Here is a 22,630-nt window from a genome sequence, read left to right on the forward strand (position 1 = left end):
GGGCGTCACGCGCGTTTCCAGAAGCTCTCGGGCCGGATGAACGAGGATTGGATGCTGCCGCCGGTCACGCTGGCGGCTTCATCGGTCAGGAAGTTGCGGAAGGCTTCGAAGCCGAGCGGGCGCGAGATCAGGAAGCCCTGCACCATGTCGCAGCCCATCACGCTGAGCAGCGCCAGCGCCGACGGGGTCTCGACGCCCTCGGCGGTGACTTCCATCTCCAGCGCATGGGCGAGGTCGATCGTCGAGCGGACGATCAGCGGATCGCGGTTGCTGCTGGTCAGCTGCATCACGAACATCTTGTCGATCTTGAGCTCGCTCGCGGGCAGCTGCTTGAGATAGGCGAGCGACGAAAGCCCCGCGCCATAATCGTCGATCGCCAGCGTCACGCCGATATCCGCGAACACATTCAGGTGGCGGATCGCGCTTTCGGGATCGCGGATCACCGCGGTCTCGGTGATCTCGAACCCGATCTTGGCGTCCGGATTGGCGCGGATGATGGTGCAGGCCTCGGCGACGAAGGCCGCGTCGGCAAGCAGCAAGCCCGAAATGTTGATGAACAGCGCGAGGTCATGCCCGTCGCCGGCAAGGGTCTTCTGGTCGGCGATAACCTGCTTGAGCGTCCACAGCGTCAGCGCGCCGATCTCGCCCGCCTGTTCGGCAACCGAGATGAAGTCGCTCGGCAGGATCAGCCCGCGCACCGGATGCTGCCAGCGAATCAGCGCCTCGGCCGATGCGATCTCCTGACGCCGGACATGGACCTTGGGCTGGTATTGGAGGAACATCTCGCCCTCGGCCATCGCCCGGGGCAGTTCGCGCATCAAGGTCAGCTTGTCGAAGGCCAGATCGGCGCGCGACAGATCGAGCATCACCACGCGGCCATCGGCGCGCGCCTGATCGAGCGCCGATTCGGCAGCCTCGGCGAGGCGGACCTCGTCCGATTCGCTCGAGGGCGCGGCGGCGACGCCGAAGATCATCTGAAGCTGGTAACGCTCCCCGTCCAGATCGACGGGGCGCAGAAAGGCCTTGCGCAGCCGGTCGATATCGGCGGCGGCGTGCTCCGGAGTATCGCGCTCGAACGCGATCTCGACCACCGAACGCGCGGCGGCGGAAATGCGGACATCGGAGCAGAGATCGGTGATGCGGGCAGCCACGTCGAGCACCAGCTTGTCGGCGCGCGGGCGGCCCAAGTGCCTGCGAAGCGTAGCGAAATTTCCGATCTCGCACAGGCAGAGGATGCGCCAGTAGCGGCCTTCGGGGCGGCGGTTGCCGCGCGCGCCGCGGCCGAGCGCGGGGCGTTTGGGCAGCCGGATCGCGACCGGCGCGTCGGCGTCGCGCTTGGCCTGGGGGTGCGTTTTGGCGGCAGGTGCGCGAAGGGGTTTCCCGGGCGCTCCCGCGGCATGGCCCGGGGTCGCAGTGGGAGAGACGGGTGCGCCTGCGCGCGCCGGGGGCTCGATCCGTGCCGACATTGACCCCTGAGCTACGCTAGACCCTTGAAAGAAGGGTTAAACCGCTGTCCGGCAACGGGACCGGTAACGTTAACATCCGCAGAAATCCGTATTGAACTTCTGTTAATTTCCCATTAACCAACGAATCGCGCAGGTACTGCGCACGATGGGAGACTGACATGTTTGCGTTCACTCTTTTCTTCCGCGACGGCGTTGGCGGCGACGACATTCGTCCGCTCTAAAACACCGATCGTTTCATCCGGGCCGGCGGTGGAGTGCCCTTGGCATTAGGGGCATGCTGACCGGCCCGGACGACTTTCAAGGCCGCGGGCTAACCCCCGCGGCTTTTTGATTCGAGGCGGATCGATTCGAAGGCGCAGGCTGACGGAAAGCGCCCCGCGCTCCGCCTTTGGGACTGCCACGCGAACGCCATGAACTTGCTCTAGGCGCCCACTTCGCTATTCGGCGCATCACACAACAGATCGAACACAGAGGAATTCGCGTTGCGCATTGCAATGATCGGTACCGGCTATGTGGGCCTCGTTTCGGGCGCCTGCTTCTCGGATTTCGGCCATGACGTGGTCTGCGTCGACAAGGATGCGCGCAAGATCGAGCTGCTGCATCAGAATGTCATGCCGATCTACGAGCCAGGCCTCGCCGAGCTGGTCGCGACCAACGTCAAGGCGGGCCGTCTCTCCTTCACCACCGACCTGGCCGAGGGCGTCAAGGATGCCGACGCGATCTTCATCGCAGTGGGCACCCCCAGCCGCCGCGGCGACGGCCATGCGGACCTGAGCTACGTCTTCGCCGCGGCGCAGGAAGTCGCCGAGAATCTGACCAAGGCCAGCGTGATCGTCACCAAATCGACCGTGCCCGTCGGCACCGGCGACGAGGTCGAGCGGATCATGGCCGAGTTCGCGGCGGACAAGGGCGCGATGGTCGTCTCCAACCCCGAATTCCTGCGTGAGGGCGCGGCGATCGAGGACTTCAAGCGCCCCGACCGCGTCGTGATCGGCACCGACAACGAGGCCGCGATCCAGGTGATGCGCGACATTTACCGTCCGCTGTCGCTCAATTCGGCGCCCCTGCTGTTCACCGGCCGCCGCACCGCCGAGCTGATCAAATACGCCGCGAACGCCTTCCTGGCGGTCAAGATCACCTTCATCAACGAGATCGCCGATCTGTGCGAACAGGTGGGTGCGGACGTGCAGGAAGTGTCGCGCGGGATCGGGATGGACAACCGGATCGGCTCGAAGTTCCTCAATGCGGGCCCCGGCTATGGCGGATCGTGCTTCCCCAAGGACACGCTGGCGCTGCTCAAGACCGCCGACGATGCCGAGACGCCGCTGCGGATCGTCGAAGCCACCGTCCAGGTCAACGATGCCCGCAAGCGCGCGATGGGCCGCAAGGTCATCAAGGCGATGGGCGGCGACGCGCGCGGCAAGACCGTCGCGCTGCTCGGCCTCACCTTCAAGCCCAACACTGACGACATGCGCGACGCGCCGAGCCTCGCGGTGATCCAGGCGCTGCAGGACGCCGGCGCAACCGTCCGCGCCTACGATCCCGAGGGGGTCGAGCAGGCGAGCAAGATGGTGAAGGACGTGACCTTCTCCGACAGCCCCTATGCGGCCGCGGACGGCGCCGATGCGCTGGTGATCGTGACCGAATGGGACGCCTTCCGCGCGCTCGACCTGAGCCGGATGGCGCAGGTCCTGAAGGAGCCGTTGCTGGTCGACCTGCGCAACATCTATCGCCCCGCCGAGGCCGCCAAGGCCGGGCTGACGCTGGTGAGCGTGGGCAAGGGCTGACGCTCAGGCGAGCCCCAGCCGCTCGCCCTTGTACGAGATGGGTGCCCAGGTCGCGCGGTTGGCGAGATACCAGTCGACCGTCGCGGCGAGGCCGGTCTCGAAGGTTTCCGCGGGCGACCAGCCCAGCTCGCGCTCGGTTTTCGAAGGATCGATCGCGTAGCGGCGGTCATGCCCGGGTCGGTCCTTCACGAAGCTGATCAGCCTGCGCCGATTGGCGTTGCCCAGCCGGATGTCGATCAGGTCGCAGATCGCCTCGACCACCTGCAAATTGGTCCGCTCGGCCTTGCCGCCGATCAGATAGGTCTCGCCGGTCTTTCCTGCGCTCAACACCCGCTCGAGCGCACGCGCATGATCCTCGACATGGAGCCAGTCGCGGACATTCGCGCCCTTGCCATAAACGGGCAGCGGCTTGCCCTCGATCGCATTGAGGATCGTGAGGGGGATCAGCTTTTCCGGGAATTGCCAAGGGCCGTAATTGTTCGAGCAGTTCGAAAGCACCACCGGCAGCCCATAGGTTTCGTGCCAGGCGCGGACAAAATGGTCGCTCGCCGCCTTCGACGCCGAATAGGGTGAGGAGGGCGCATAGGCCGTGTCCTCGGTGAAGACGCCGCTGTCGAAGGGCAGGTCACCGAACACTTCGTCGGTCGAGACATGGTGGAAGCGGAACGCCCCGCCTTTCTCGCGCCAGTAATCGAGCGCGGCGTCGAGCAGGCGGACGGTACCGACGACGTTGGTTTCGACGAACGCCGCAGGGCTGTCGATCGAGCGGTCGACATGCGTCTCGGCGGCGAGATGCATGATCGCGCTCACCCGCTCCGCGCGCAGCAACGCGCCGACCAGCGCCGTGTCGCCGATATCGGCCTGGACGAAGCGGTAGTGGGGCGATCCCTCGAGCGCAGCGAGCGAGGCGAGGTTGCCGGCATAGGTCAGCCTGTCGAGATTGACGACGCGGGTGCCCTGCCCCGCGAGCAGCCGGCACACCGCCGAGCCGATAAAGCCCGCCCCGCCGGTGACGAGCACCGTACGCATCGCCGCGACCTCACTCATGCGGCGGCTTCGACGCAGCGGCGCAGGTAACGCGCATAATCGGTCTTCCCCATCATCGCCGCGCGCCGCAGCAGCGCATCGGCGTCGAGATAGCCCAGATCATAGGCGATTTCCTCGGGGCAGGCGATCTTGATCCCCTGGCGATGCTCGATGGTGCGGACGAAGCTGCCCGCGTCGTGCAGGCTGTCGTGCGTGCCGGTATCGAGCCAGGCATAGCCGCGGCCGAGCCGCGTGACGTCGAGCGTGCCCTCGCGGAGATAGGCCCCGATCACATCGGTGATTTCGAGCTCGCCGCGCTTGGAGGGTTTGAGCGCGCGGGCAATCTCCACCACCTGCTTGTCGAAGAAATAGAGGCCGGTGACCGCCCAGTTCGATTTGGGGTTTTCCGGCTTCTCGACGATGCTGGTCGCGTGGCCTTCGGCATCGAAGGTGGCGACGCCGTAGCGCTCCGGATCCTCGACCTGATAGGCGAAGACGGTGGCGCCCCCGGCCTCGGCGGCGACCGCGGCCGCCCTGCCCTTCGCGCCGATGCCGTCGCCGTGGAAGATATTGTCGCCGAGGATCAGCGTGGCGGGGCCGCCCTGGAGGAACTCCTCTCCGATCAGGAAGGCCTGGGCGAGCCCCTCGGGCTTGGGCTGCTCGGCATAGCGGATCGCGATGCCGAATTCGGACCCATCGCCGAGCAGCGCCTCGAAGGCCGGCAAGTCGCGGGGGGACGAGATGATGAGGATGTCGCGGATGCCCGACATCATCAGCACCGAGAGCGGATAATAGATCATCGGCTTGTCGAACACCGGCAGCAGCTGCTTCGAGATCGACAGAGTCGCCGGATAGAGGCGCGTGCCCGATCCGCCGGCGAGGATGATACCCTTCACGCCATGCTGGATACGCTTGTCGGTCGCTCGCCGGTCGAACAAATCGCTGACTCCTGTGTTGCAGCCCTTCTGCCCGACAAAGGTTCAAAAAGCCTTTTGACTCCGGAAGCGAATCGAGTCCGTCGAAAAGGGCGATTCACCGCGACTCGTGGTGACTCCGCGAGTCGTGGTGGACGGAGTCATTGCGATATGGTAAACATCCCTGTTCGGGAGGGGTGTATTTTGACCTTCGATCTGCTGTTCCTGGCCGCGGTCGGGCTGAGTTTCTCGGCCTATGCGGTCTATCTGGTCGGGCTGCGCCGCCAGCAGGTGCGCCCGAACCGCGCCTCATGGCTGATCTGGAGCGCGGCGACGGGGCTCGAGGCGCTGACCTATGCCGCGGTCAATCCCGGCGCGCCGCAAGGCTGGGTGTTCGCGGTGGGCGCGGTGGCGTGCGCGGTGGTGGCGATCGGCATCTGGCACAAGTCGAGCTGGGCGCCGCCGAGCAATACCGAGACCCTTTGCATCGCGACCTGCCTGACCGCGCTGGTGATCTGGCTGGTGTTCCGCGAGACCTTCTGGGCGCACATGCTCGTCGTGGCGGCGGTGCCGGTGAGCTTCTGGCCGACCTGGGCGAGCGTGTGGCGCGACCGCGCGAACGAGCGTTCGCCGGCCTGGGGCCTATGGACCTTCGGCGATCTCGCCACCCTCCTCCTCGCGGTCCGCGCGAGCGAGCCGGGCGTGGCCGAGATGGCCTATGTCGTGGTCGAGTTCCTCTGCCACGCCTCGGTCTGGTTCATGATCGGGCTTGCGACGATCAACCCGATGCGCGCGCTGGGCGTGCGGCGCGGGCGGCTGTTCCTGCTCGACCGGCTCCGCCCGACGACCAATTTGTTCCGCGTCGAGGAGAACCATCTCGGCAAGGCCGTGTTCGCCGCGGTTCCCTTTGCCGAGGGCGATACGCTGCTCGAATTCACCGGGCGCCGCTTCCGGGTCGATCAGATTCCCAGCCTGATGCGCGGCAGCGAGGACCGCTTCGTCCAGGTGACGCCCGATCACTATATGGGGCCCAGCGGCCGGCTCGACGATCTGGTCAACCATAGCTGCATGCCCAATGCCGGCCTGCGCTTCACCGAGGAGGGCGTGTTCCTCGTCGCGGTCCGCGCGATCGTGCCGGGCGAGGAAGTGACCTGGGACTATTCGACCACGCTCAAGGAATCGAACTGGCACATGATCTGCCAGTGCCGGACCCCGGAATGCCGCCGCGTCATCGGCAATTTCGATTCGCTCGATCCCGACCGGCAGGAGTTCTTCCGTGCGCGCAACCTCGTCGCGCCCTATCTGCGCCGCGCCGATCTGGTCACGCGGAAACGCCGCGCGAGCTAGTTGCGCCCTCCCCGCGCCCGGCCTAGAGCCGCCACGCAAGCGCAGGGGAAGTCATGAAGAATTTCGCGTTGATCGGGGCCGCAGGCTATATCGCGCCGCGCCACATGGCCGCGGTCAAGGAAACGGGCAACCGGATCAGCGTCGCCTATGATCCCAATGATAGCGTCGGGATCATCGACAGCTATTTCCCCGAGGCGGACTTCTTCACCGAGTTCGAGCGGTTCGACCGGCATATCTACAATCATGTCCGTGGGGGCGAAGGGATCGATTACATGTCGATCTGCTCGCCCAATTACCTCCACGACGCGCATTGCCGCTTCGCGATGCGCAGCGGTTCGGATGCGATCTGCGAGAAGCCGATCGTGCTCAACCCGTGGAACCTCGACGGGCTGCTCGAGATGGAGCAATCGACCGGCAAGCGCGTCCAGACGATCCTCCAGCTGCGGCTCCACCCGGCGATCATCGCGCTGAGGGAGAAAGTGCAGGGCGAGGCGCGCAACACCAAGCATGAGGTGGACCTGAGCTACATCACCTCGCGCGGCCATTGGTACATGCAGTCGTGGAAGGCCGATGTGTCGAAGTCGGGCGGGATCGCGACCAATATCGGCGTCCATTTCTTCGACATGCTCCACTATATGTTCGGCGCGCTCCAGGCGAACGATGTGCATTGGCACGACGACCGCCATGCCGCCGGCTATCTCGAATATGAGCACGCCCGGGTGCGCTGGTTCATGTCGATCGACGTGGACGACGTGCCCGAGGAAGCCCGCGCGCGCGGCCAGCGGACTTGGCGCTCGATCACCGTGGATGGCGAGGAGATCGAATTCTCGGGCGGCTTCACCGATCTCCACACGCGCTCGTACCAGGAGATCCTCGCAGGCAACGGCTTCGGGCTGGAGACCAACCGGACCGCGGTGGAAGCGGTGGCGCATATCCGGACCGCGGCGGTGACGACGGGCTCGTCGGTGGAGCATCCGTTCGTGGCGCGGCTGCGATAAGGTCCCGCACAACGCGTTCATTGGTGACCTTTTCCCGAGGGGAAAAGCGCAGATTGTTGGGTTGGTGGGGCGCCAGGGTGCAGACGGTTCAAGGAGCGGCCGGATGCCCGGACGCGGTGAACCAAGCAGGCGAAATCCTACATTTCAAGTGCTTATATCCGTCATCCCGGCGAAAGCCGGGACCCGGAGCCAAGCAGGGCATCGCTTCGTAACTCCGGGCCCCGGCTTTCGCCGGGATGACGGATAGGGACTAGGCCGCCAGTTCCTTTTCGGCCGCGAGCATGGGCGCGGCCTTGAGCGTGATCACCGCCCGCGCGCCATGGCCCTTGCCTTCGCTGCGCAGTTCGAGCGTGCCCTCCATCGCGAGGATCGAGTTGGCGCACCAGTGGAGGCCCAGGCCGCCCGATTTGTGCGCGCGGGTGGAGAAGCCGCGCTGGAACAAGGTCGGCGCGGTGGCGGGGTCGAAGCCCTCGCCATCGTCGCGGATCACGAGTTCCAGCCGCTCGTCGCGGTCGTGGATCGCGACCGAGATGCTGCCGCCCGAGCGCCCGGTGGCGGCGATCGCCTCCGCCGCGTTCGAGAAGAGATTGCCGATCACCTGGCTGAGGATCACGCGGTTCGCGAGCACCCAATGGCGCTTCGACGGGAAGCTGAACGCGATCGACCCCTGCCCCGAATAGCGCGCGATCGTGGCGTTCTGGGCGACGATATCGGTCAGGTCGCAGGCCTCGAGCTGGGGCCGCTCATGCGCGACCTCCTGCTGCTTGCCGATGATTTCGAGGACATTGTGGAGCGCCTCGCGGCCGATCTCGATCTGGCGTCGGCGCTCCTCGCGCTCCTCCTCGACCGCCTGCGCGGCCGCCGCGAGGAAGGCGACGAGCTTCTGGCGCCGCACCTCGGGAATGTCGCCGCGCGCGAGCTCGGCAAAGGCCTTGTCCACCACGGTGCGGTCGAGCTCGACGCTGCGGCCAAGGCCGGCGCTCATCACCGTGCTGATCGGGTTCAAGGCGTTGCGGACATTGTGCATCACCGCCACCGCGCTCTCGCTGCGGCCCAGCGTGAAGCTCTGCACCTCGAGCTGCTCGCGCAGATCCTTGAGCTGACGGAGCATCGAGTTGAAGCTGGTGACGAGGCTGCCGATCTCGTCGCGGCGCGGCTTTTCGGTGAGCAGGCCGAGCGTGCCCGAGGCGCGGACCACGCCCATATGGCGCTCGACGCGGTTGAGCGGATTGATGACGAGGGTGGTGATCATCCGGCGCAGCGCGACGAGCACCAAGGTCAGCAGCAGCACCGAGGCGATCACCGCGAGCATCAGCATCCGCTGGCCGAGCGAGGAGAGATCGCGCGGCAATTGATAGGCGGCGGTCGCGACCGGTCCCTTGTCGCCGAGGATGGGGACCGCGATGTCGATGGTCTTGTCGTGGGGCACGACGCTGACCTCGCTTGCGGGTTTGGCGAGCGTGAGCTTGGCGAAGCCGAGCAGATTGCCGAGCTGTTCGGCGCCGAGCACGCGCGCCATCACGACGAAGCCCCGCGGATCGCCGCCACCGTCGGTGCGGCGGATGCGCGACACGCCGATCGCGGCGAGCGTGTCGCCCAGGCGCAGATAGAAATCGGCCGACTCTTTGCCCTTCAATGCGGTGGCGAAGTCGATGCGGGCAATCGCGCGAAGCAGGTCGGCGCGCTTGGCGGGGACGTCGTTCTGGTCCTTGTCGATCCAGCGGCTGATGACGATGCTCCTGTCCTCGCGGACATAGGCCATGCCGTCGACGCCGAGATTGACCATTGCGGAAGGCGCGAAACTATCCTCCTCGAACGCCTTGTTGGGCGACGCCATGTAATCATAGCTGTCGTTCCAATGGCCGTAGTCGAGCGCGGTGTTCTTCACCTTCGACGCGAATTCGCCGAGCGCGGCATGGGTGCGCTCGACATGGCCGTTCACCGCATCACGCTCGAGCTTGTTGAAGCTGGGGCTGATGACGAAAGCGAGGACGAGCGTCATCGCCGCCGCGCCGAGCAGGCCGACGCCGGTCAGGATCAATACCAGTTTCGCACCCAGCGACGCAGGCGACATGAGGCGCCTGCGGCGGAGCGCGGCGAAACTCTCACCCATCAGCCGTGCGTCCCGTTCCCTGCCTGAATCTCGATTTCCTCGACCTCGTCGATCTCCTCCACGGGGCGGAGGAAGCGCCTGTTCGCGAGTTCGAGCGCGGCTTCCTCGGGCATCGGCCGGGCGAGATGATAGCCCTGGAGATGGCTGCACCCCGCGACGCGCAGCGCCTGGAGCTGGACCTCGGTCTCGACGCCTTCCGCGACCACTTCCATCCCCAGCGCGCGGCCGAGATGGATGATCGAATGGACGATCGCGGCACTTTCGCGCTCCTTGCCCATGCCGTCGACGAAGCTGCGGTCGATCTTGAGGCAGTCGAGCGCGAAGCGGCGGATGTTCCACAGCGACGAATAGCCGGTGCCGAAATCGTCGAGCGCGATGCGGAAGCCCATCTGGCGCAGGCGGAACAGGGTCTCGGCGGCGCGCTCGACATCGTCGAAGATCGCGGTCTCGGTGATCTCGATCTGGAAGCGCATCGGCGAGATGCCGGCATGCTGGACGCGTTCGATGACATGGCCGACGAAATTGGGGCGGCGGAACTGGCGCGGAGAGAAATTCACCGACACATACTGTCCCGGCCATTCCTTGAGCGTCCGCATCGCCTCGTCGATCACCCAGTCGCCAAGCTCGTGGATCAGGTTCGATTCCTCGGCGATCGGGATGAACATGCCCGGCGAGATATGGCCATATTCGGGGCTATTCCAGCGCAGCAGCGCCTCGAAGCCGACGACCTCGAGGGTGGAGCCCCCGACGATCGGCTGGAACACCAGCTGAAGCTCGCCATTGGCGATCGCGCCCGAAAGCCCGCTCTCGATCTGGCGGCGGAAGCGGATCGATTCGTCCATCGTCTCGTCGAACACGCGCACGCAGCCGCGCCCGGCCCGCTTGGCTTCGTTGAGCGCGAGGTCGGCGCGGCGCATCACGTCGATCGGATCGGTCTCGGTACCCGCGGGGACCGAGACCACGCCCACCGAGGCGCTGCCCTGAACCGAATGGCCGAACACCTTGAAGCTGGTCGAGCAGGCCTTGATCAGCCGCTCGCAGGTCATCACCGCTTCGTCCTCGCCGGTGCATTTGACGAGGATCGCGAATTCGTCGCCGCCCAGGCGGGCGACAAAGCCGTCGTCGCCGACATTTTCCTGCAGGATCGCGCAGACCATGCGGATCAGCTCGTCGCCGGCGAGATGGCCGAACGTGTCGTTGACGATCTTGAACCGGTCGAGGTCCATCATCGCCATCGCGAAGCAATCGCGGTCGCGGACATGCTCGGCGAGGGTGCGCAGGAAAGCGAGGCGGTTGGGCGCGTCGGTGAGCGAATCATGGTTGGCCATGTGGGTGGCCTTGGATTCGTTCGCGGCGAGCTCGAGCTTCTGCTCCTCCAGCTCGTCGATCTTGCCCGCCAGCGCCTGGCGCGCGGCCTTGAGCTCGAGATCGATCCGCCAGCGCTCGCCGAGCGCCGAGGCGGTCTGGATCACCTCCTCGGCCTGGAAGGGCTTGGCGATGTAGAAGATCTTGTCGGCGGGGCCCGCGGCGCGGCTGATGTCGAGCGGCGAAAAATCCGAATAGCCGGTGACGATCACCAGGTTGATATCGGGATCGAGCGCGCGGATACGCTTGGCGGTCTCCTTGCCGTCGATGCCCGGGGGCATGCGGACGTCGATGAAGGCGACGGCGAAGCGGTTGCCGCTCTCGATCGATTCCTCGACCGCCGCGACCGCGTCGAGGCCTTGCATGAAATGCGCACAGTCGAATTCGGGGCGGCCGCCGTCGTTCGCGGCGCCAGACGCGATGGGAGCTTCGTCATCGCCGAACAGTTCGGCTGCCATCGCCGAGAGCGCGGCCCCTTCGGCGCCGCTGCCACGGGCTGCAAAACACTCGCGATACGAGTTGTGCATCCCCTGCTCATCGTCAACGATCAGTATGCGCACGGTGCGGTCACCCCCTTAGAGTATTTCATCGGAGTAACCGGGCAGGGTTAAACGCCGGTAAAGACCTCGCGCGAATCCATGCACTCCCGGTGGCATTCGTGTGTTCGCGTACCTGCCCCGAACTCCGCCAGACGAAGGGCGGGATGGGAGCGGGCCGAAGCTGCAACCGATCCCAGCGGCTTCGGCCCTTCGCTCCCCGGTTTACGCCGCCCGCACCAGCGGATATCCCGGCGCCATGGCCAATCCCTTCGTCGCGCGCTCCCTGTTGTTCGCTCCGGGCGATTCCGAGCGGAAGATCGTGAAGGCCGGCGCGAGCGGCGCGGATCTGGTGCTGCTCGACCTCGAGGATTCGGTGGCGGCGGCGAACAAGTCCGAGGCGCGGCGGATCGTCAGCGCGCACCTCAAGACCGCCACACGCGCGCAGCCGCAATGGGTGCGGATCAATCCGCTCGACGGCGAGCATGCGCTGACCGACTTGGCCGCCGTGGTGCATGCGCGGCCGGACGGCATCCTGCTCCCCAAGGGATCGCGCGCCGAGGCCGAGCGGCTGCACCATTATCTGACCGCGCTGGAAGCGGCGGCGGGGCTGGAGATCGGCGGGATCGCCACCGCGGTGATCGCGACCGAGACCGCGCAGGCAATGTTCGGGCTGGGCGACTATGCCGGCTGTCCGCGTCTGGCCGCGCTGACCTGGGGGGCCGAGGACAGCGCGACTGCGCTGGGGGCGACGGGGAACCGCAATGCCGAGGGCCGCTATGACGCGCCGTACCAGCTGCTCCGCTCGCTGTGCCTGATGGGGTCGGTCGCGGCCGGGGTGGCGCCGATCGAGACGATCCATGGCGATTTCCGCGATCTCGACGGGCTCGCCAGCGTCGCCGCGGAAGCGCGGCGCGCGGGGTTCCGGGGGATGCTGGCGATCCATCCCGATCAGGTGCCGGTGATCAACGCGGCGTTCAGTCCGTCCGATCGCGAGATCGAAGCGGCCGAGGCGGTGGTCGCCGCCTTTGCCGCCCATCCCGGCGCGGGGGTGGTGGGGCTGAACGGCGCGATGCTCGACCTGCCCCATCTGCGCCGCGCCGAGGCGGTGCTGGCGATGCGGCGGTGATCTTCGCAGCGCTCCTGCTGGTCGCAGTGCCGCAGGAGCGGGCCGGGCCGGTCTGCGATGCGGTCTGGCGCGACGAGGGGCGCGGCCGCGAGGTGCCCGTCCGCATCAGGATGCCCGCGGGGACGGCCAAGGCGCCGGTGATCCTGTTCAGCCATGGGCTAGGCGGCTCGACCGATGCCGGGACGATCTGGGCCAAGGCCTGGGCCGAGGCCGGGTTCATCGTCATCCATATCCAGCATCCCGGGAGCGACACGCCCGCGGTGCGCGCCAACGGTTTCCGCGCATCGATGGGGGCGGAGCAGCTGGTGGCGCGCGTCGGCGATGTCCGCTTCGTCATCGATCGCGTGGCGGCGCATCAGCGGCAGGATGCGTGCGATCTCGGGCGCGCCGATGCCGATCATATCGGCATGTCGGGCCACAGCTTCGGCGCGCACACGACCCAGGCGGTCGCGGGGCAGCGCTATGGCAGCTATGGCGCGGCGTTCGCCGATCCCCGGATCAAGGCCGCGATCGCCTTCAGCCCCTCGCCGGGGCAGAATAGCGACAGCGACGCGTTCGGCGCGATCCGCATCCCCTTCTTCTCGCTGACCGGCAGCCTCGACGCAGTGCCGCAGCTCACCGCCACCACACCCGAGGATCGCCAGCGCCCCTTCCGGGCGATGCCGGCGGGGGGCAAATATCTGCTGGTGTTCGATGGCGCGAACCATGCCGCGTTCGGCGGGCAGCATTATGCGCCGCGCGGGCCCGCGCCCGACGACCATGTCGAGCCGATCGTCATCCGGCTGACGACGCTGTTCTGGCGCTGGACGCTGATGGGCGATGCCTCCGCCAAGGTGGCGCTCGACAAGGGCGATCCCGATCTGGGGCCGCAGGACAGGTTCGAGAAGAAATAGTGCTGGCGGCGCTCCTCCTCGCGATCGCGCCGCCCCAGCCAGCGCCGATCATCTGCAACGAGACCTTCCGCGACTTGCCCCGCCACCGCGACGTGAAAGTGCGCATCCGCGTGCCTCCGGGGTCCGGCACCGCGCCGGTGATCCTCTACAGCCATGGTCTGGGCGGGACGCTCGACACGGGGACGCACTGGGTGGAGGCCTGGGCGGCGGCGGGTTTTTTCGTCGTCAATATCGACCATCCGGGCAGCGATGCGCGCGCGGTGGAAAAGGATGGACCCGCCGCCGCCTCAACGCCCGCCGAACTGCTCCAGCGCGCTTATGACGTGTCGTTCGTGCTCGATGCGCTGGCGGAACGGGCGAAGGCGAAAGGCTGCCAGCTCGACCGCGCCGACCTGAATCATGTCGGTATGGCCGGGCACAGCTTCGGCGCCGAACTGACCTTCGCGGTCGCCGGCCAAAGCTTCGGCGGCAAGCGCGCCGAACTCCGTGAGCCGCGGATCGACGCCGCGATCGGCCTCAGCGCCGCCCCACCGCTCGCGCATGTGATCAGCGACAAGGCATCGTATCGGTTCGTCACCATCCCCGTCATGACCGTCGCCGGATCCCGCGACTTCGTACCGCTTACCGTCACCCGTCCCCGCGACCGCATCCGCCCCTTCCACGCGATGCCGCCGGGCGGCAAATATCTGCTCTGGTTGGACGGCGCGAGCCACTCGAACACCGATGGCTGGGGGATGCCGCGCATCCATCCCATCGTGATCCGCGCGACGACCCTTTTCTGGCGCTGGACACTGATGGGCGACACCGGCGCCAAGGCCGAGCTCGACGCCGGTGACCCGGCGCTCGGCCCCAAGGATCGCTTCGAGGTGCGGTGACATTCCCCGTTGCTTCCCCGTGCTTTACGGCTAGGGTCCTGCGCCAATGCGGCCGCCGAACGATCAGGAGAGCGTCGAAGCGCCGCTGCCGGCGGGCGAGGACGAGTTCCGCCTGATCGCCGACAGCGCACCCGTTGCCGTGTGGGTGACCCGGCTCGACCGCCATCGCAGCTTCGTCAACCGCGCCTATGTCGCGTTTCTCGGCGTCTCCTATCAGGAGGCGCTCGATTTCGACTGGCGCCAGATCATCCACCCCGACGATGCCGCCCGCGTGATGCAGGAATCGATCGCGGGCGAGGCGCGCCTCGAGACCTTCGAATTGCAGGGCCGCTATCGCCGCCATGACGGCGTGTGGCGCTGGCTCCATTCGACCTCGCAGCCGCGCTGGGATGCCGAGGGGCGGCATATCGGTTTCATCGGCGTCGCGCACGACATTACCGAGGCCAAGGAAGCCGAACTCGCCCTTCGCGAACGCGAGGCGCAGCTCTCGGCTTTCATCAACCAGGCGACCGCGGGGTTCGGCCAAGTCGATCTCGACGCGAAGTTCACCCTCGTCAACGACCGCTTCTGCGAGATCGCGGGATGGAGCCGCGAGGAGCTGCTCGGCAAGACGATGCTCGACATCACCCATCCTGAGGACGTCGGCCGCAATCTCGGCATGTTCGAGCGCGCGGTGCGCGAGGGCACGCCCTACACCCACGAGAAGCGCTATGTCCGCAAGGATGGCGGGATCGTGTGGGTCAATAATTCGGTCTCGGTGATCCGCCGCCCCGATGGCGAGCCGTTCGGGGTGCTCGCGGTGACCCTCGACGTCACCGAGCGCAAGCGCGACGAGGAATCGCTGCGCAAGGGCGAGGAGACGTTGCGCCTCGCGATCGAGGGCGCGGGCATGGCGACCTGGGAACTCGATCTCACGACGATGGAAGGCGCCTGGTCCCCCAACCGCTTCGACCTGCTCGGCCTCAGGCGCACGCAAGACCTGCGCGGCACCGTCGACGACTGGCTCGACCGGGTCGTGCTCGACGATCGCGAGCGGCTGCGCGATGCCGCCTATCGCTGCTTCCGCCACGGCATCCCCTATACGATCGAGTACCGCATCCGCCGCGCCGACAATGGCGAGGAGCGCTGGCTCCAGAGCCATGGCAGCCGCGTGTCGGACAGCATGGGCGGGCCGCGGCGCTTCGTCGGCGTCTCGTTCGATATTACCGAGCGCAAGCGCGCCGAGGAGGATCTGCGCGAGAGCGAGAGCCGCTTCCGCACCATCTTCGAACAGGCCAACGACTTCCTGATCACCACCACGCTCGACCAGCGCATCACCCAGGTGAATCCCGCGGTCCTGACCGCGCTGGGCTATGCGGAAGATGAGGTGGTCGGCCGGCCCGTCAGCGATTTCATGGACCCGGACCAGTTCGAGATCAGCCGCGCCGCGGTCGCGCAGAAGCTGGCCGAAGGCGGCACGACCCGCCTCACGCTGCAGGTCCGCGCCAAGGACGGGCGCGAGCTGATCTGGGAAACCAATTCGAGGCTGACCACCGACGAGGCGGGCAACCCGACCGGGCTCCACGCGATCGGCCGCGACATGACCCAGGCCAAGCGCGACGAGGCGCATCTCCGCCTGCTGATCGACGAGCTCAACCACCGCGTGAAGAATACGCTGGCGATCGTCCAGGGCATCGCCCAGCAGACCTTCAAGGCAGGGGTCGAACCGGTCGCGGCGCGGCACGCGTTCGAGGGGCGGCTGACCGCGCTTTCGGAAGCGCACAATCTGCTGACTCGCGAGCATTGGTCGGCGGTCTCGATGGCGCAGATTATCGGCGACGCGGTGCGGCCGCATGGCGGGGATGCCGGGCGCTTCGAACTCGACGGCCCCGATCTGCCGATCGCGCCCAAGACCGCGATCAGCCTGGCGCTGGCGATCCACGAGCTGGCGACCAACGCGGTCAAGCACGGCGCGCTGTCCCTTCCCGAGGGCAATGTCGCGATCCGCTGGTCGAAGGCGGGGACGCGCGACGCGCCGCGGCTGTCGCTGATCTGGACCGAGCGCGGCGGGCCGCCGGTGGTGGTGCCGGGCAAGCGCGGGTTCGGCACGCGGATGATCGAGCGCGGGCTCGCCGCCGAACTGGGCGGGAGCGTGAAGATCGAATTCGCCCCTGGCGGGCTGGTGTGCGTGGTCGATGCGCCGTTGCCGGAGGCAGGCGGATGATCGAGTTCGAGGGCGTGCGCGTGCTGGTGGTCGAGGACGAGCCGGTGGTGGCGATGTGCCTCGAGGATATCCTCGAAGGGCTGGGCTGCGTGACGATCGGCCCTGCGAGCCGGCTCGCCGAGGGGCTGGCGCTGGCCGAGAACGAGCCGATCGACGTCGCCATCCTCGATATCAATCTGGGCGGCGAATGGAGCACGCGCATCGCCGAGGCGCTACGCGCCCGCGGCGTGCCCTTCGCCTTTGCGAGCGGTTATGGCACCTGCCCCGAGGGGTTCGACGGCCCGCCGATGATCGAGAAGCCCTATCGCGAGGCCGAGGTGATCGGGACGCTCAGGGAGCTGCTGCCGCCCTGAAGGCAAAATAGCGCCGGACCTGCCTCAATTTTTCGCGATCATTGTCCCTATCCGTGGTAGTATCTCCAAATTGCCCGGGGGAGAGCGACACATGCCTGCAGTCAGCGCACGCAACGGCAGCCTAACCGTCAAAGCCTATTCGGGCGATGCCAAGACCCTGCTTGCGTTCAACCTCGAAACATCTGCCTCGCGGCGGCGGCTGGCCGGCTTTACCGTGCTGATCGCGCCGCCCGGTGTTCCTGCTTACTATATGCAGAACGATCTCAAATTCGAGCATCCCGAAAAGCACGCTCAGGATAGTTTCGAATCGCCGTTCGCGACGATCAACGCCCCGATCCACAAATTCCGCTGGCTGCACGTGCCGGGTGCGATCCACCAGGGCGGCGCGCCGGTGTTCGGGACCTATCGCTACTCGGTGACGCCACGCTATTTCGATGCGAACCAGGCGCTGCTGCCGATCGATCCGGCCCTGACCGCGGCGGTCGATGTCGAGGTCGGCCCGTTCGTGCGCGGCCGGCTCAAGCTGGGCTTCACCCGCGGCTTCGTCCAGTCGCAGGCATTCGTCCGGCATTTCGGCGACAAGATGGTGATCCAGAAGCGCGGCGCCGAGCTGCTGTTCGACACCGGCGAGATCGCGGGCAGCAACGCCAAGGGCGAATCCTATAGCTTCGCGCAGGAATATGCATGGCTGGGCTTCACCGCGCGCGAACGCATCTTCGAGCTGGTCCAGCAAGTGCTCGACGATCCCGCGCTGACGCTCGACCTCTTCGCCTACGACCTGCGGGAGCCCGATTTCATGAAAGCGCTGATCGCGCTGGGCAAGCAGGGCCGCGCACGGATCATCCTCGACGATGCCGCGCTGCATCACAACAAGACCGAGCCGGAGGCCGAGGACGAATTCGAGGCGCTGTTTGCCAAGGCGGCGACCGGCGCTGCGGCGATCAAGCGCGGGCATTTCGGCCGCTATTCGCACGACAAGATCATCATCATCCGCGACAAGGCGGCACCCCATACCGCACACCGCGTGCTGACGGGCTCGACCAATTTCGCGATCACCGGGTTCTACGTGAATTCGAACCATGTCCTCGTCTTCGAGGATCCCGGCGTCGCCGCGCTCTACGCGCGCCTGTTCGACGAAAGCTGGGGAAGCGATTGCGATCCGGGGCGATTCATTGCCTCGGCGCTCGGCACCGGGCGGTTCGAATTCTCGGGCCAGGGCCTGCCCGACTTTTCGGTCACCTTCTCGCCGCACAGCCCGAAATTCGCGGGCGAGGTGCTCCAGGCCGTCATCGATCGCATCGCCGCCGAGGAAAATGCCGAGGCCGGGCGCGGCAGCGTGTTGTTCGCGGTGATGGAGCTGGGAGGGCCGATCAAGCCCGGGTCGACACCGGCCGTCATCGCCAAAAAGAAGAAGGACAATCCGGTCTACGCCGCGATCAACGCGCTGCATGGCCGGCAGAAAGTGTTCAGCTATGGCATCTCCGACAATCCCGAGGGCATCTCGCTCTATCCGGTGGGATCGACCGAGGGGGTGATCGTAACGGGCAAGCCCGGCAAGACGCGGCTGCCCCCGCCCTTCTCGCAAGTACCGGGCATCGGCATGGGGCACCAGGTCCATCACAAGTTCGTCGTCTGCGGCTTCAACGGGCCGGACCCGGTGACGGTTTGCGGCTCCTCGAACCTCGCGCTGGGCGGCGAAGGCGCGAACGGCGACAATCTGCTGGTCATTCGCGACGAGGATGTCGCCACTGCCTTCGCGATCGAGGCGCTGGCGCTGGTCGATCACTTCAACTTCCTCAACAATCTCGCCGAGAAGAAAGCGGCGGCAGGCGAGCCGCAGGCACCTGGCGCACCTTCGGCAGCGCTTGCCGAACCGCGGCGCGACGCGGCGACGGCGGCCGGCTGGTTTCTGGGGACAACCGATGCCTGGTCGAAGAAATTCTTCGATCCCAAGGACCTGCATTGCATGGATCGGGTGCTCTTCGCGGTCTGACCGGCAGCGTCAGTGAAGTTTCAGCCGCGGGCGGATCACCGAATTCACCTGCCCGATCACGATCAGCACGAGCGCGCGCGGCCAGCCATGCACCGCGAACAAATGCATCCGGTAGAGCGAGGTATAGACGAAGCGCGCGAGGCGACCCTCGATCGCCATCTTGCCGCCGATCAGATTGCCCATCAGGCTGCCGACGGTCGAGAAGCGGCTGAGCGACACGAGCGAGCCGTGATCGTGATAGACGAAGGGCCGGAGCGGCCTGCCCGTCATCAGCGCATTGAGGTTCACGAAGACGGTGGCCGCCATCTGGTGGGCGGCCTGGGCGCGGGGCGGGATCGGGCGCTCGGCGCCTTCGGGCAGGTAGAAGCTGCAATCGCCCATCGCGAAGATGCGGTCGTCGCGGCTGGTCTGGAGCGTGGGGCGGACCACGAGCTGGTTGTTGCGGGTGGTTTCGAGCCCGCCGATGTTCGCGAGCAGATCGGCGCCCTTCACCCCCGCCGCCCAGATCTGGAGGTCGCCCTCGATACGCTCGCCTTCCGACGTGACCAGCGCGCCCCCCACCGCCTCGGTGACTTTCACGCCGGTGTGCACGCGGACGCCAAGGGCCTCGAGCTCGTCGTGCGCGGCCTGGGCGAGCCGTTCGGGGAGCGCGGGGAGGATGCGCGGGCCGGCCTCGACCAAACTCACTTCGAGGCGGCTCTCGTCGAACACTTCGAGGCCGTAGTGGCGCAGCGCCGCGGCCGCGTTGAACAGTTCGGCGGCGAGTTCGACGCCGGTAGCGCCGCCGCCGACGATGGTGATGCGGACATGCGCGTCCGAGACGGGATCGGTGCTCATCCTGCGCGAGACGCGCAGGCAGTGGTTGAGCAGCCGCTGGCGGAAGCGGTCGGCCTGGGCGCGGCTGTCGAGGAACAGGCAGTGCTCGCGCACGCCCGGCGTGCCGAAATCGTTGGTGACCGATCCGATCGCGAGGACGAGATAATCGTAGCGGATCGCGTGCGCCCCCATCAGCTCGGTGCCATCCTCGTCGAGCAACGGCGCGACGATCACTTCGCGCTTGTCGCGGTCGATGCTGGCGAGCGAGCCGAAGAAATAGCGATAGCGCCAGCGGTGGCAGTGGTTGCGGTAGCCGACCTCGTCGAGATTGGCGTCGAGCGATCCCGCCGCGACTTCGTGGAGCAGGGGCTTCCAGATATGGGTGCGGTTGCGCTCGATCAGGATGATGTCGTGATGCTTGCGGCCGTAACGCGCGCCGAGCTTGCGGACGAGTTCGAGCCCCGCGGCGCCGCCGCCCACCACGACGATCTGGGTCTTCCGCTCCGCCCCCGCGCCCTGCACCGCTATTCGACCGTCACGGACTTGGCGAGGTTGCGCGGCTGATCGACATCGGTGCCCTTGGCGACCGCGACATGATAGGCGAGCAGCTGGACCGGCACCGCATAGACGAGCGGGGCGATCAGCGGGTGGACGCTGGGCATCTCGATCACCGCCTCGGCATCGTCGCCCGCGAGCGCGAGGCCTTCCTTGTCGGAGATCAGCACGACGCGCGCGCCGCGGGCCTTCGCTTCCTGCATGTTGCTCACGGTCTTGTCGAACAGCGGGCCCGAGGGGGCGATGACGATCAGCGGCACGCTATCGTCGATCAGCGCGATCGGCCCATGCTTCATCTCGCCCGAGGCATAGCCTTCGGCGTGGATGTACGAGATTTCCTTGAGCTTGAGCGCACCTTCGAGCGCGAGCGGATAGTCGGGGCCGCGGCCGAGATAGAGCACGTCGCGCGCCTCGGCGATCCTGGGGGCGAGCGCCTGGATCTCCTCGTCGTGCGCGAGCGCGGCGTTGATGCAGGCTGGGGCCTCGATCAGATGGCGGACGATCTCGCGTTCCTCGCTGGGGGGCAGCAGCCCCTTGGCGCGGGCGAGGTTGACCGAGAGCGCGGCCATCACCGCGAGCTGGCAGGTGAAGGCCTTGGTGGATGCGACGCCGATCTCGGGGCCGGCATGCGTCGAGAGGAGCAGATCGACCTCGCGCGCCATCGAGCTGGTGGGGACGTTGATGATGCCAGCGGTGGTGACGCCCGAGGCCTTCATGTGGCGGAGCGCCGCGAGCGTGTCGGCGGTCTCGCCCGACTGGCTGACGACGACACCGAGCGTGTGCGGGAGGAGGATCGGGTCGCGGTAGCGGAACTCCGACGCGACATCGACTTCGACGGGCAGGCGGGCGAAGCGCTCGATCCAGTATTTGCCGATCATGCCCACATACGACGCGGTGCCGCAGGCGACGATCACGACGCGCTCGATCTTCGACAGGTCGAAATCCATGTCGGGAAGCGCGACCATCTGCTCGACCGGACGGATATACGAGCGCAGCGTCTGGGCGACGACGACCGGCTGCTCGTAAATCTCCTTGAGCATGAAATGCGGGTAATTGCCCTTCTCGATCACCTCGACGGTGGCGCCCGAATCCACCACGGGCCGCGTGACCGGATTATTCTCGCGGTCGAAGATCTCGATCTTCTCACGGGTCACGGTGGCCCAGTCGCCCTCTTCGAGATAGGCGATGCGGCGGGTGAGCGGGGCGAGCGCATGGGCGTCGGAGCCCAGATAATTCTCGCCCTCGCCATAGCCGACCGTGAGCGGCGCGCCGAGGCGGGCACCGATCAGCAGGTCAGGCTCGTTGCGGAACAGGAAGGCGATCGCGAAGGCGCCGTGGAGCCGCGGGAGGATGTTCGCCACCGCATCCTTGGGGGCGAAACCGCGCTTGAGCTCGCGGTCGACGAGGTGCGCGACGACTTCGGTATCGGTCTGGCTCTTGAACTCGCGGCCATCGGCGATGAGTTCGTCGCGCAGCGGCTTAAAATTCTCGATGATGCCGTTGTGGACGATCGTCACGTCGCCGACGATATGCGGATGTGCATTGTCCTCGGTCGGCGCGCCGTGCGTCGCCCAGCGGGTGTGGGCGATGCCGATCCTGCCCGGCAGCGGGTGCTCGGCGAGGCGCGCGCCAAGATTGGCGAGCTTGCCCTCGGCGCGGCGGCGGTCGATCTCGCCGTCATGGAGCGTCGCGATGCCGGCGCTGTCATAGCCGCGATATTCGAGCCGCTTGAGCCCGTCGAACAGCCGCTGCGCGACGTCGCTGGTGCCAAGGATTCCGACAATTCCGCACATGCTGTGTAATCCTTGCGTTCGGCGATCAGCCGAGAATTTCGATCTGGGAGGGAAGGTCGATATCCATCCGGGTCTGGTAGTAATTGCCGCCGTCACGCTTCGGGATGGCAACGCGGCGGACGACGCCGGTCACGCGGATCCGCTTGCCCTTCATCGTATCGACCGGGTGCCCGCCAAACTTGGCCTTCATCGCATTGATCGCCTCCGAATGCAGCTCGGCGCTGAAATTGGCGGGATTGCGATAATCGGCTTCCGAATTGAGATAGACGTTGAACCCGCCTTCGCCGGTCGAGGCGACGACGAATTCGATGGTTCCCTTGACTTCGCCGCTCGGCGACGCGGCCGCCGCAGCGATCGCTTGCGCCGGCGTCATCGCCACCGCCTGAGCGATCACCGGCGAGGCCAATGCCAGCGCCGCGACCGAAATTGCGATCCGCATCAGATTGACCTTTCCCATCCGAATGAAGC

At 66.7% G+C, this 22,630-nt stretch carries 17 protein-coding genes; 9 read left to right on the forward strand and 8 right to left on the reverse strand.

Going from position 1 to position 22,630, the window contains the following annotated elements:
* Positions 1–5 precede the first annotated feature (5 nt).
* Complete coding sequence (locus OF829_RS00155; RefSeq protein ID WP_264937925.1) at positions 6–1,466, reverse strand: GGDEF domain-containing phosphodiesterase; 1,461 nt, start codon at positions 1,464–1,466, stop codon at positions 6–8.
* A 482-nt stretch (positions 1,467–1,948) separates the two neighbouring features.
* Here OF829_RS00155 and OF829_RS00160 point away from each other — a divergent pair, with 482 nt between their 5' ends.
* Complete coding sequence (locus OF829_RS00160) at positions 1,949–3,253, forward strand: UDP-glucose dehydrogenase family protein (RefSeq protein WP_264937926.1); 1,305 nt, start codon at positions 1,949–1,951, stop codon at positions 3,251–3,253.
* 3 nt (positions 3,254–3,256) lie between these two features.
* Here the strand turns inward: OF829_RS00160 and rfbB are convergent, their stop codons facing one another.
* Positions 3,257–4,300 (reverse strand): dTDP-glucose 4,6-dehydratase, encoded by a 1,044-nt coding sequence (rfbB, locus tag OF829_RS00165; protein ID WP_406701380.1) that lies wholly within the window; start codon positions 4,298–4,300, stop codon positions 3,257–3,259.
* Complete coding sequence (gene rfbA, locus OF829_RS00170) at positions 4,297–5,175, reverse strand: glucose-1-phosphate thymidylyltransferase RfbA (RefSeq protein WP_264938776.1); 879 nt, start codon at positions 5,173–5,175, stop codon at positions 4,297–4,299. Before rfbA ends, rfbB begins: the two co-directional genes overlap by 4 nt.
* Before the next feature lie 222 nt (positions 5,176–5,397).
* Between rfbA and OF829_RS00175 the strand changes: the two genes are divergently transcribed.
* Positions 5,398–6,540 carry an SET domain-containing protein gene (locus tag OF829_RS00175; protein WP_264937927.1) on the forward strand — a complete coding sequence of 381 codons (1,143 nt, stop codon included), beginning with the start codon at positions 5,398–5,400 and terminating at the stop codon, positions 6,538–6,540.
* A 53-nt stretch (positions 6,541–6,593) separates the two neighbouring features.
* Positions 6,594–7,538 carry a Gfo/Idh/MocA family protein gene (locus tag OF829_RS00180; RefSeq protein WP_264937928.1) on the forward strand — a complete coding sequence of 315 codons (945 nt, stop codon included), beginning with the start codon at positions 6,594–6,596 and terminating at the stop codon, positions 7,536–7,538.
* A 250-nt stretch (positions 7,539–7,788) separates the two neighbouring features.
* Here the strand turns inward: OF829_RS00180 and OF829_RS00185 are convergent, their stop codons facing one another.
* Positions 7,789–9,651 (reverse strand): sensor histidine kinase, encoded by a 1,863-nt coding sequence (locus OF829_RS00185; RefSeq protein ID WP_264937929.1) that lies wholly within the window; start codon positions 9,649–9,651, stop codon positions 7,789–7,791.
* A complete protein-coding gene (locus OF829_RS00190; protein ID WP_264938777.1) occupies positions 9,651–11,543 on the reverse strand; it encodes a putative bifunctional diguanylate cyclase/phosphodiesterase in 1,893 nt (630 codons plus the stop codon). The genes OF829_RS00185 and OF829_RS00190 overlap by 1 nt, the downstream gene beginning before the upstream one ends.
* A gap of 268 nt (positions 11,544–11,811) precedes the next feature.
* On the opposite strand from OF829_RS00190, the gene OF829_RS00195 reads away from it, so the two are divergent.
* The 6 genes from OF829_RS00195 (at position 11,812) to OF829_RS00220 (ending at position 18,998) form a co-directional block, all read left to right on the forward strand.
* Positions 11,812–12,681 carry an HpcH/HpaI aldolase/citrate lyase family protein gene (locus OF829_RS00195; protein WP_264937930.1) on the forward strand — a complete coding sequence of 290 codons (870 nt, stop codon included), beginning with the start codon at positions 11,812–11,814 and terminating at the stop codon, positions 12,679–12,681.
* Positions 12,678–13,574, forward strand: coding sequence for an alpha/beta hydrolase family protein (locus OF829_RS00200; RefSeq protein WP_264937931.1), 897 nt, complete (start codon positions 12,678–12,680; stop codon positions 13,572–13,574). Before OF829_RS00195 ends, OF829_RS00200 begins: the two co-directional genes overlap by 4 nt.
* Positions 13,574–14,449: an alpha/beta hydrolase family protein gene (locus OF829_RS00205; protein WP_264937932.1), complete on the forward strand. Its 876-nt coding sequence runs from the start codon at positions 13,574–13,576 to the stop codon at positions 14,447–14,449. The genes OF829_RS00200 and OF829_RS00205 overlap by 1 nt, the downstream gene beginning before the upstream one ends.
* 46 nt (positions 14,450–14,495) lie before the next feature.
* On the forward strand, positions 14,496–16,652 hold the full coding sequence (locus OF829_RS00210; RefSeq protein WP_264937933.1) for a PAS domain-containing sensor histidine kinase: 2,157 nt from the start codon (positions 14,496–14,498) through the stop codon (positions 16,650–16,652).
* The gene (locus OF829_RS00215; RefSeq protein WP_264937934.1) at positions 16,649–17,005 is read left to right on the forward strand and encodes a response regulator; all 357 of its coding nucleotides are present in this window, start codon (positions 16,649–16,651) and stop codon (positions 17,003–17,005) included. Before OF829_RS00210 ends, OF829_RS00215 begins: the two co-directional genes overlap by 4 nt.
* Before the next feature lie 91 nt (positions 17,006–17,096).
* The gene (locus OF829_RS00220) at positions 17,097–18,998 is read left to right on the forward strand and encodes a phospholipase D-like domain-containing protein (RefSeq protein ID WP_264937935.1); all 1,902 of its coding nucleotides are present in this window, start codon (positions 17,097–17,099) and stop codon (positions 18,996–18,998) included.
* Positions 18,999–19,007: 9 nt separating this feature from the next.
* Here OF829_RS00220 and OF829_RS00225 read toward each other — a convergent pair whose 3' ends face one another.
* From OF829_RS00225 to OF829_RS00235, 3 genes are read right to left on the reverse strand one after another with little or no spacing between them, the layout of a single operon-like run.
* Positions 19,008–20,336 (reverse strand): NAD(P)/FAD-dependent oxidoreductase, encoded by a 1,329-nt coding sequence (locus OF829_RS00225; RefSeq protein ID WP_264937936.1) that lies wholly within the window; start codon positions 20,334–20,336, stop codon positions 19,008–19,010.
* Between the two features lie 2 nt (positions 20,337–20,338).
* Complete coding sequence (gene glmS, locus OF829_RS00230) at positions 20,339–22,162, reverse strand: glutamine--fructose-6-phosphate transaminase (isomerizing) (protein ID WP_264937937.1); 1,824 nt, start codon at positions 22,160–22,162, stop codon at positions 20,339–20,341.
* A gap of 25 nt (positions 22,163–22,187) precedes the next feature.
* Positions 22,188–22,619 (reverse strand): hypothetical protein, encoded by a 432-nt coding sequence (locus OF829_RS00235; RefSeq protein WP_264937938.1) that lies wholly within the window; start codon positions 22,617–22,619, stop codon positions 22,188–22,190.
* Positions 22,620–22,630: the final 11 nt, after the last annotated feature.

The sequence above is a fragment of the Sphingomonas caeni genome, assembly GCF_026013415.1.
Lineage (GTDB): Bacteria > Pseudomonadota > Alphaproteobacteria > Sphingomonadales > Sphingomonadaceae > Sphingomonas > Sphingomonas caeni.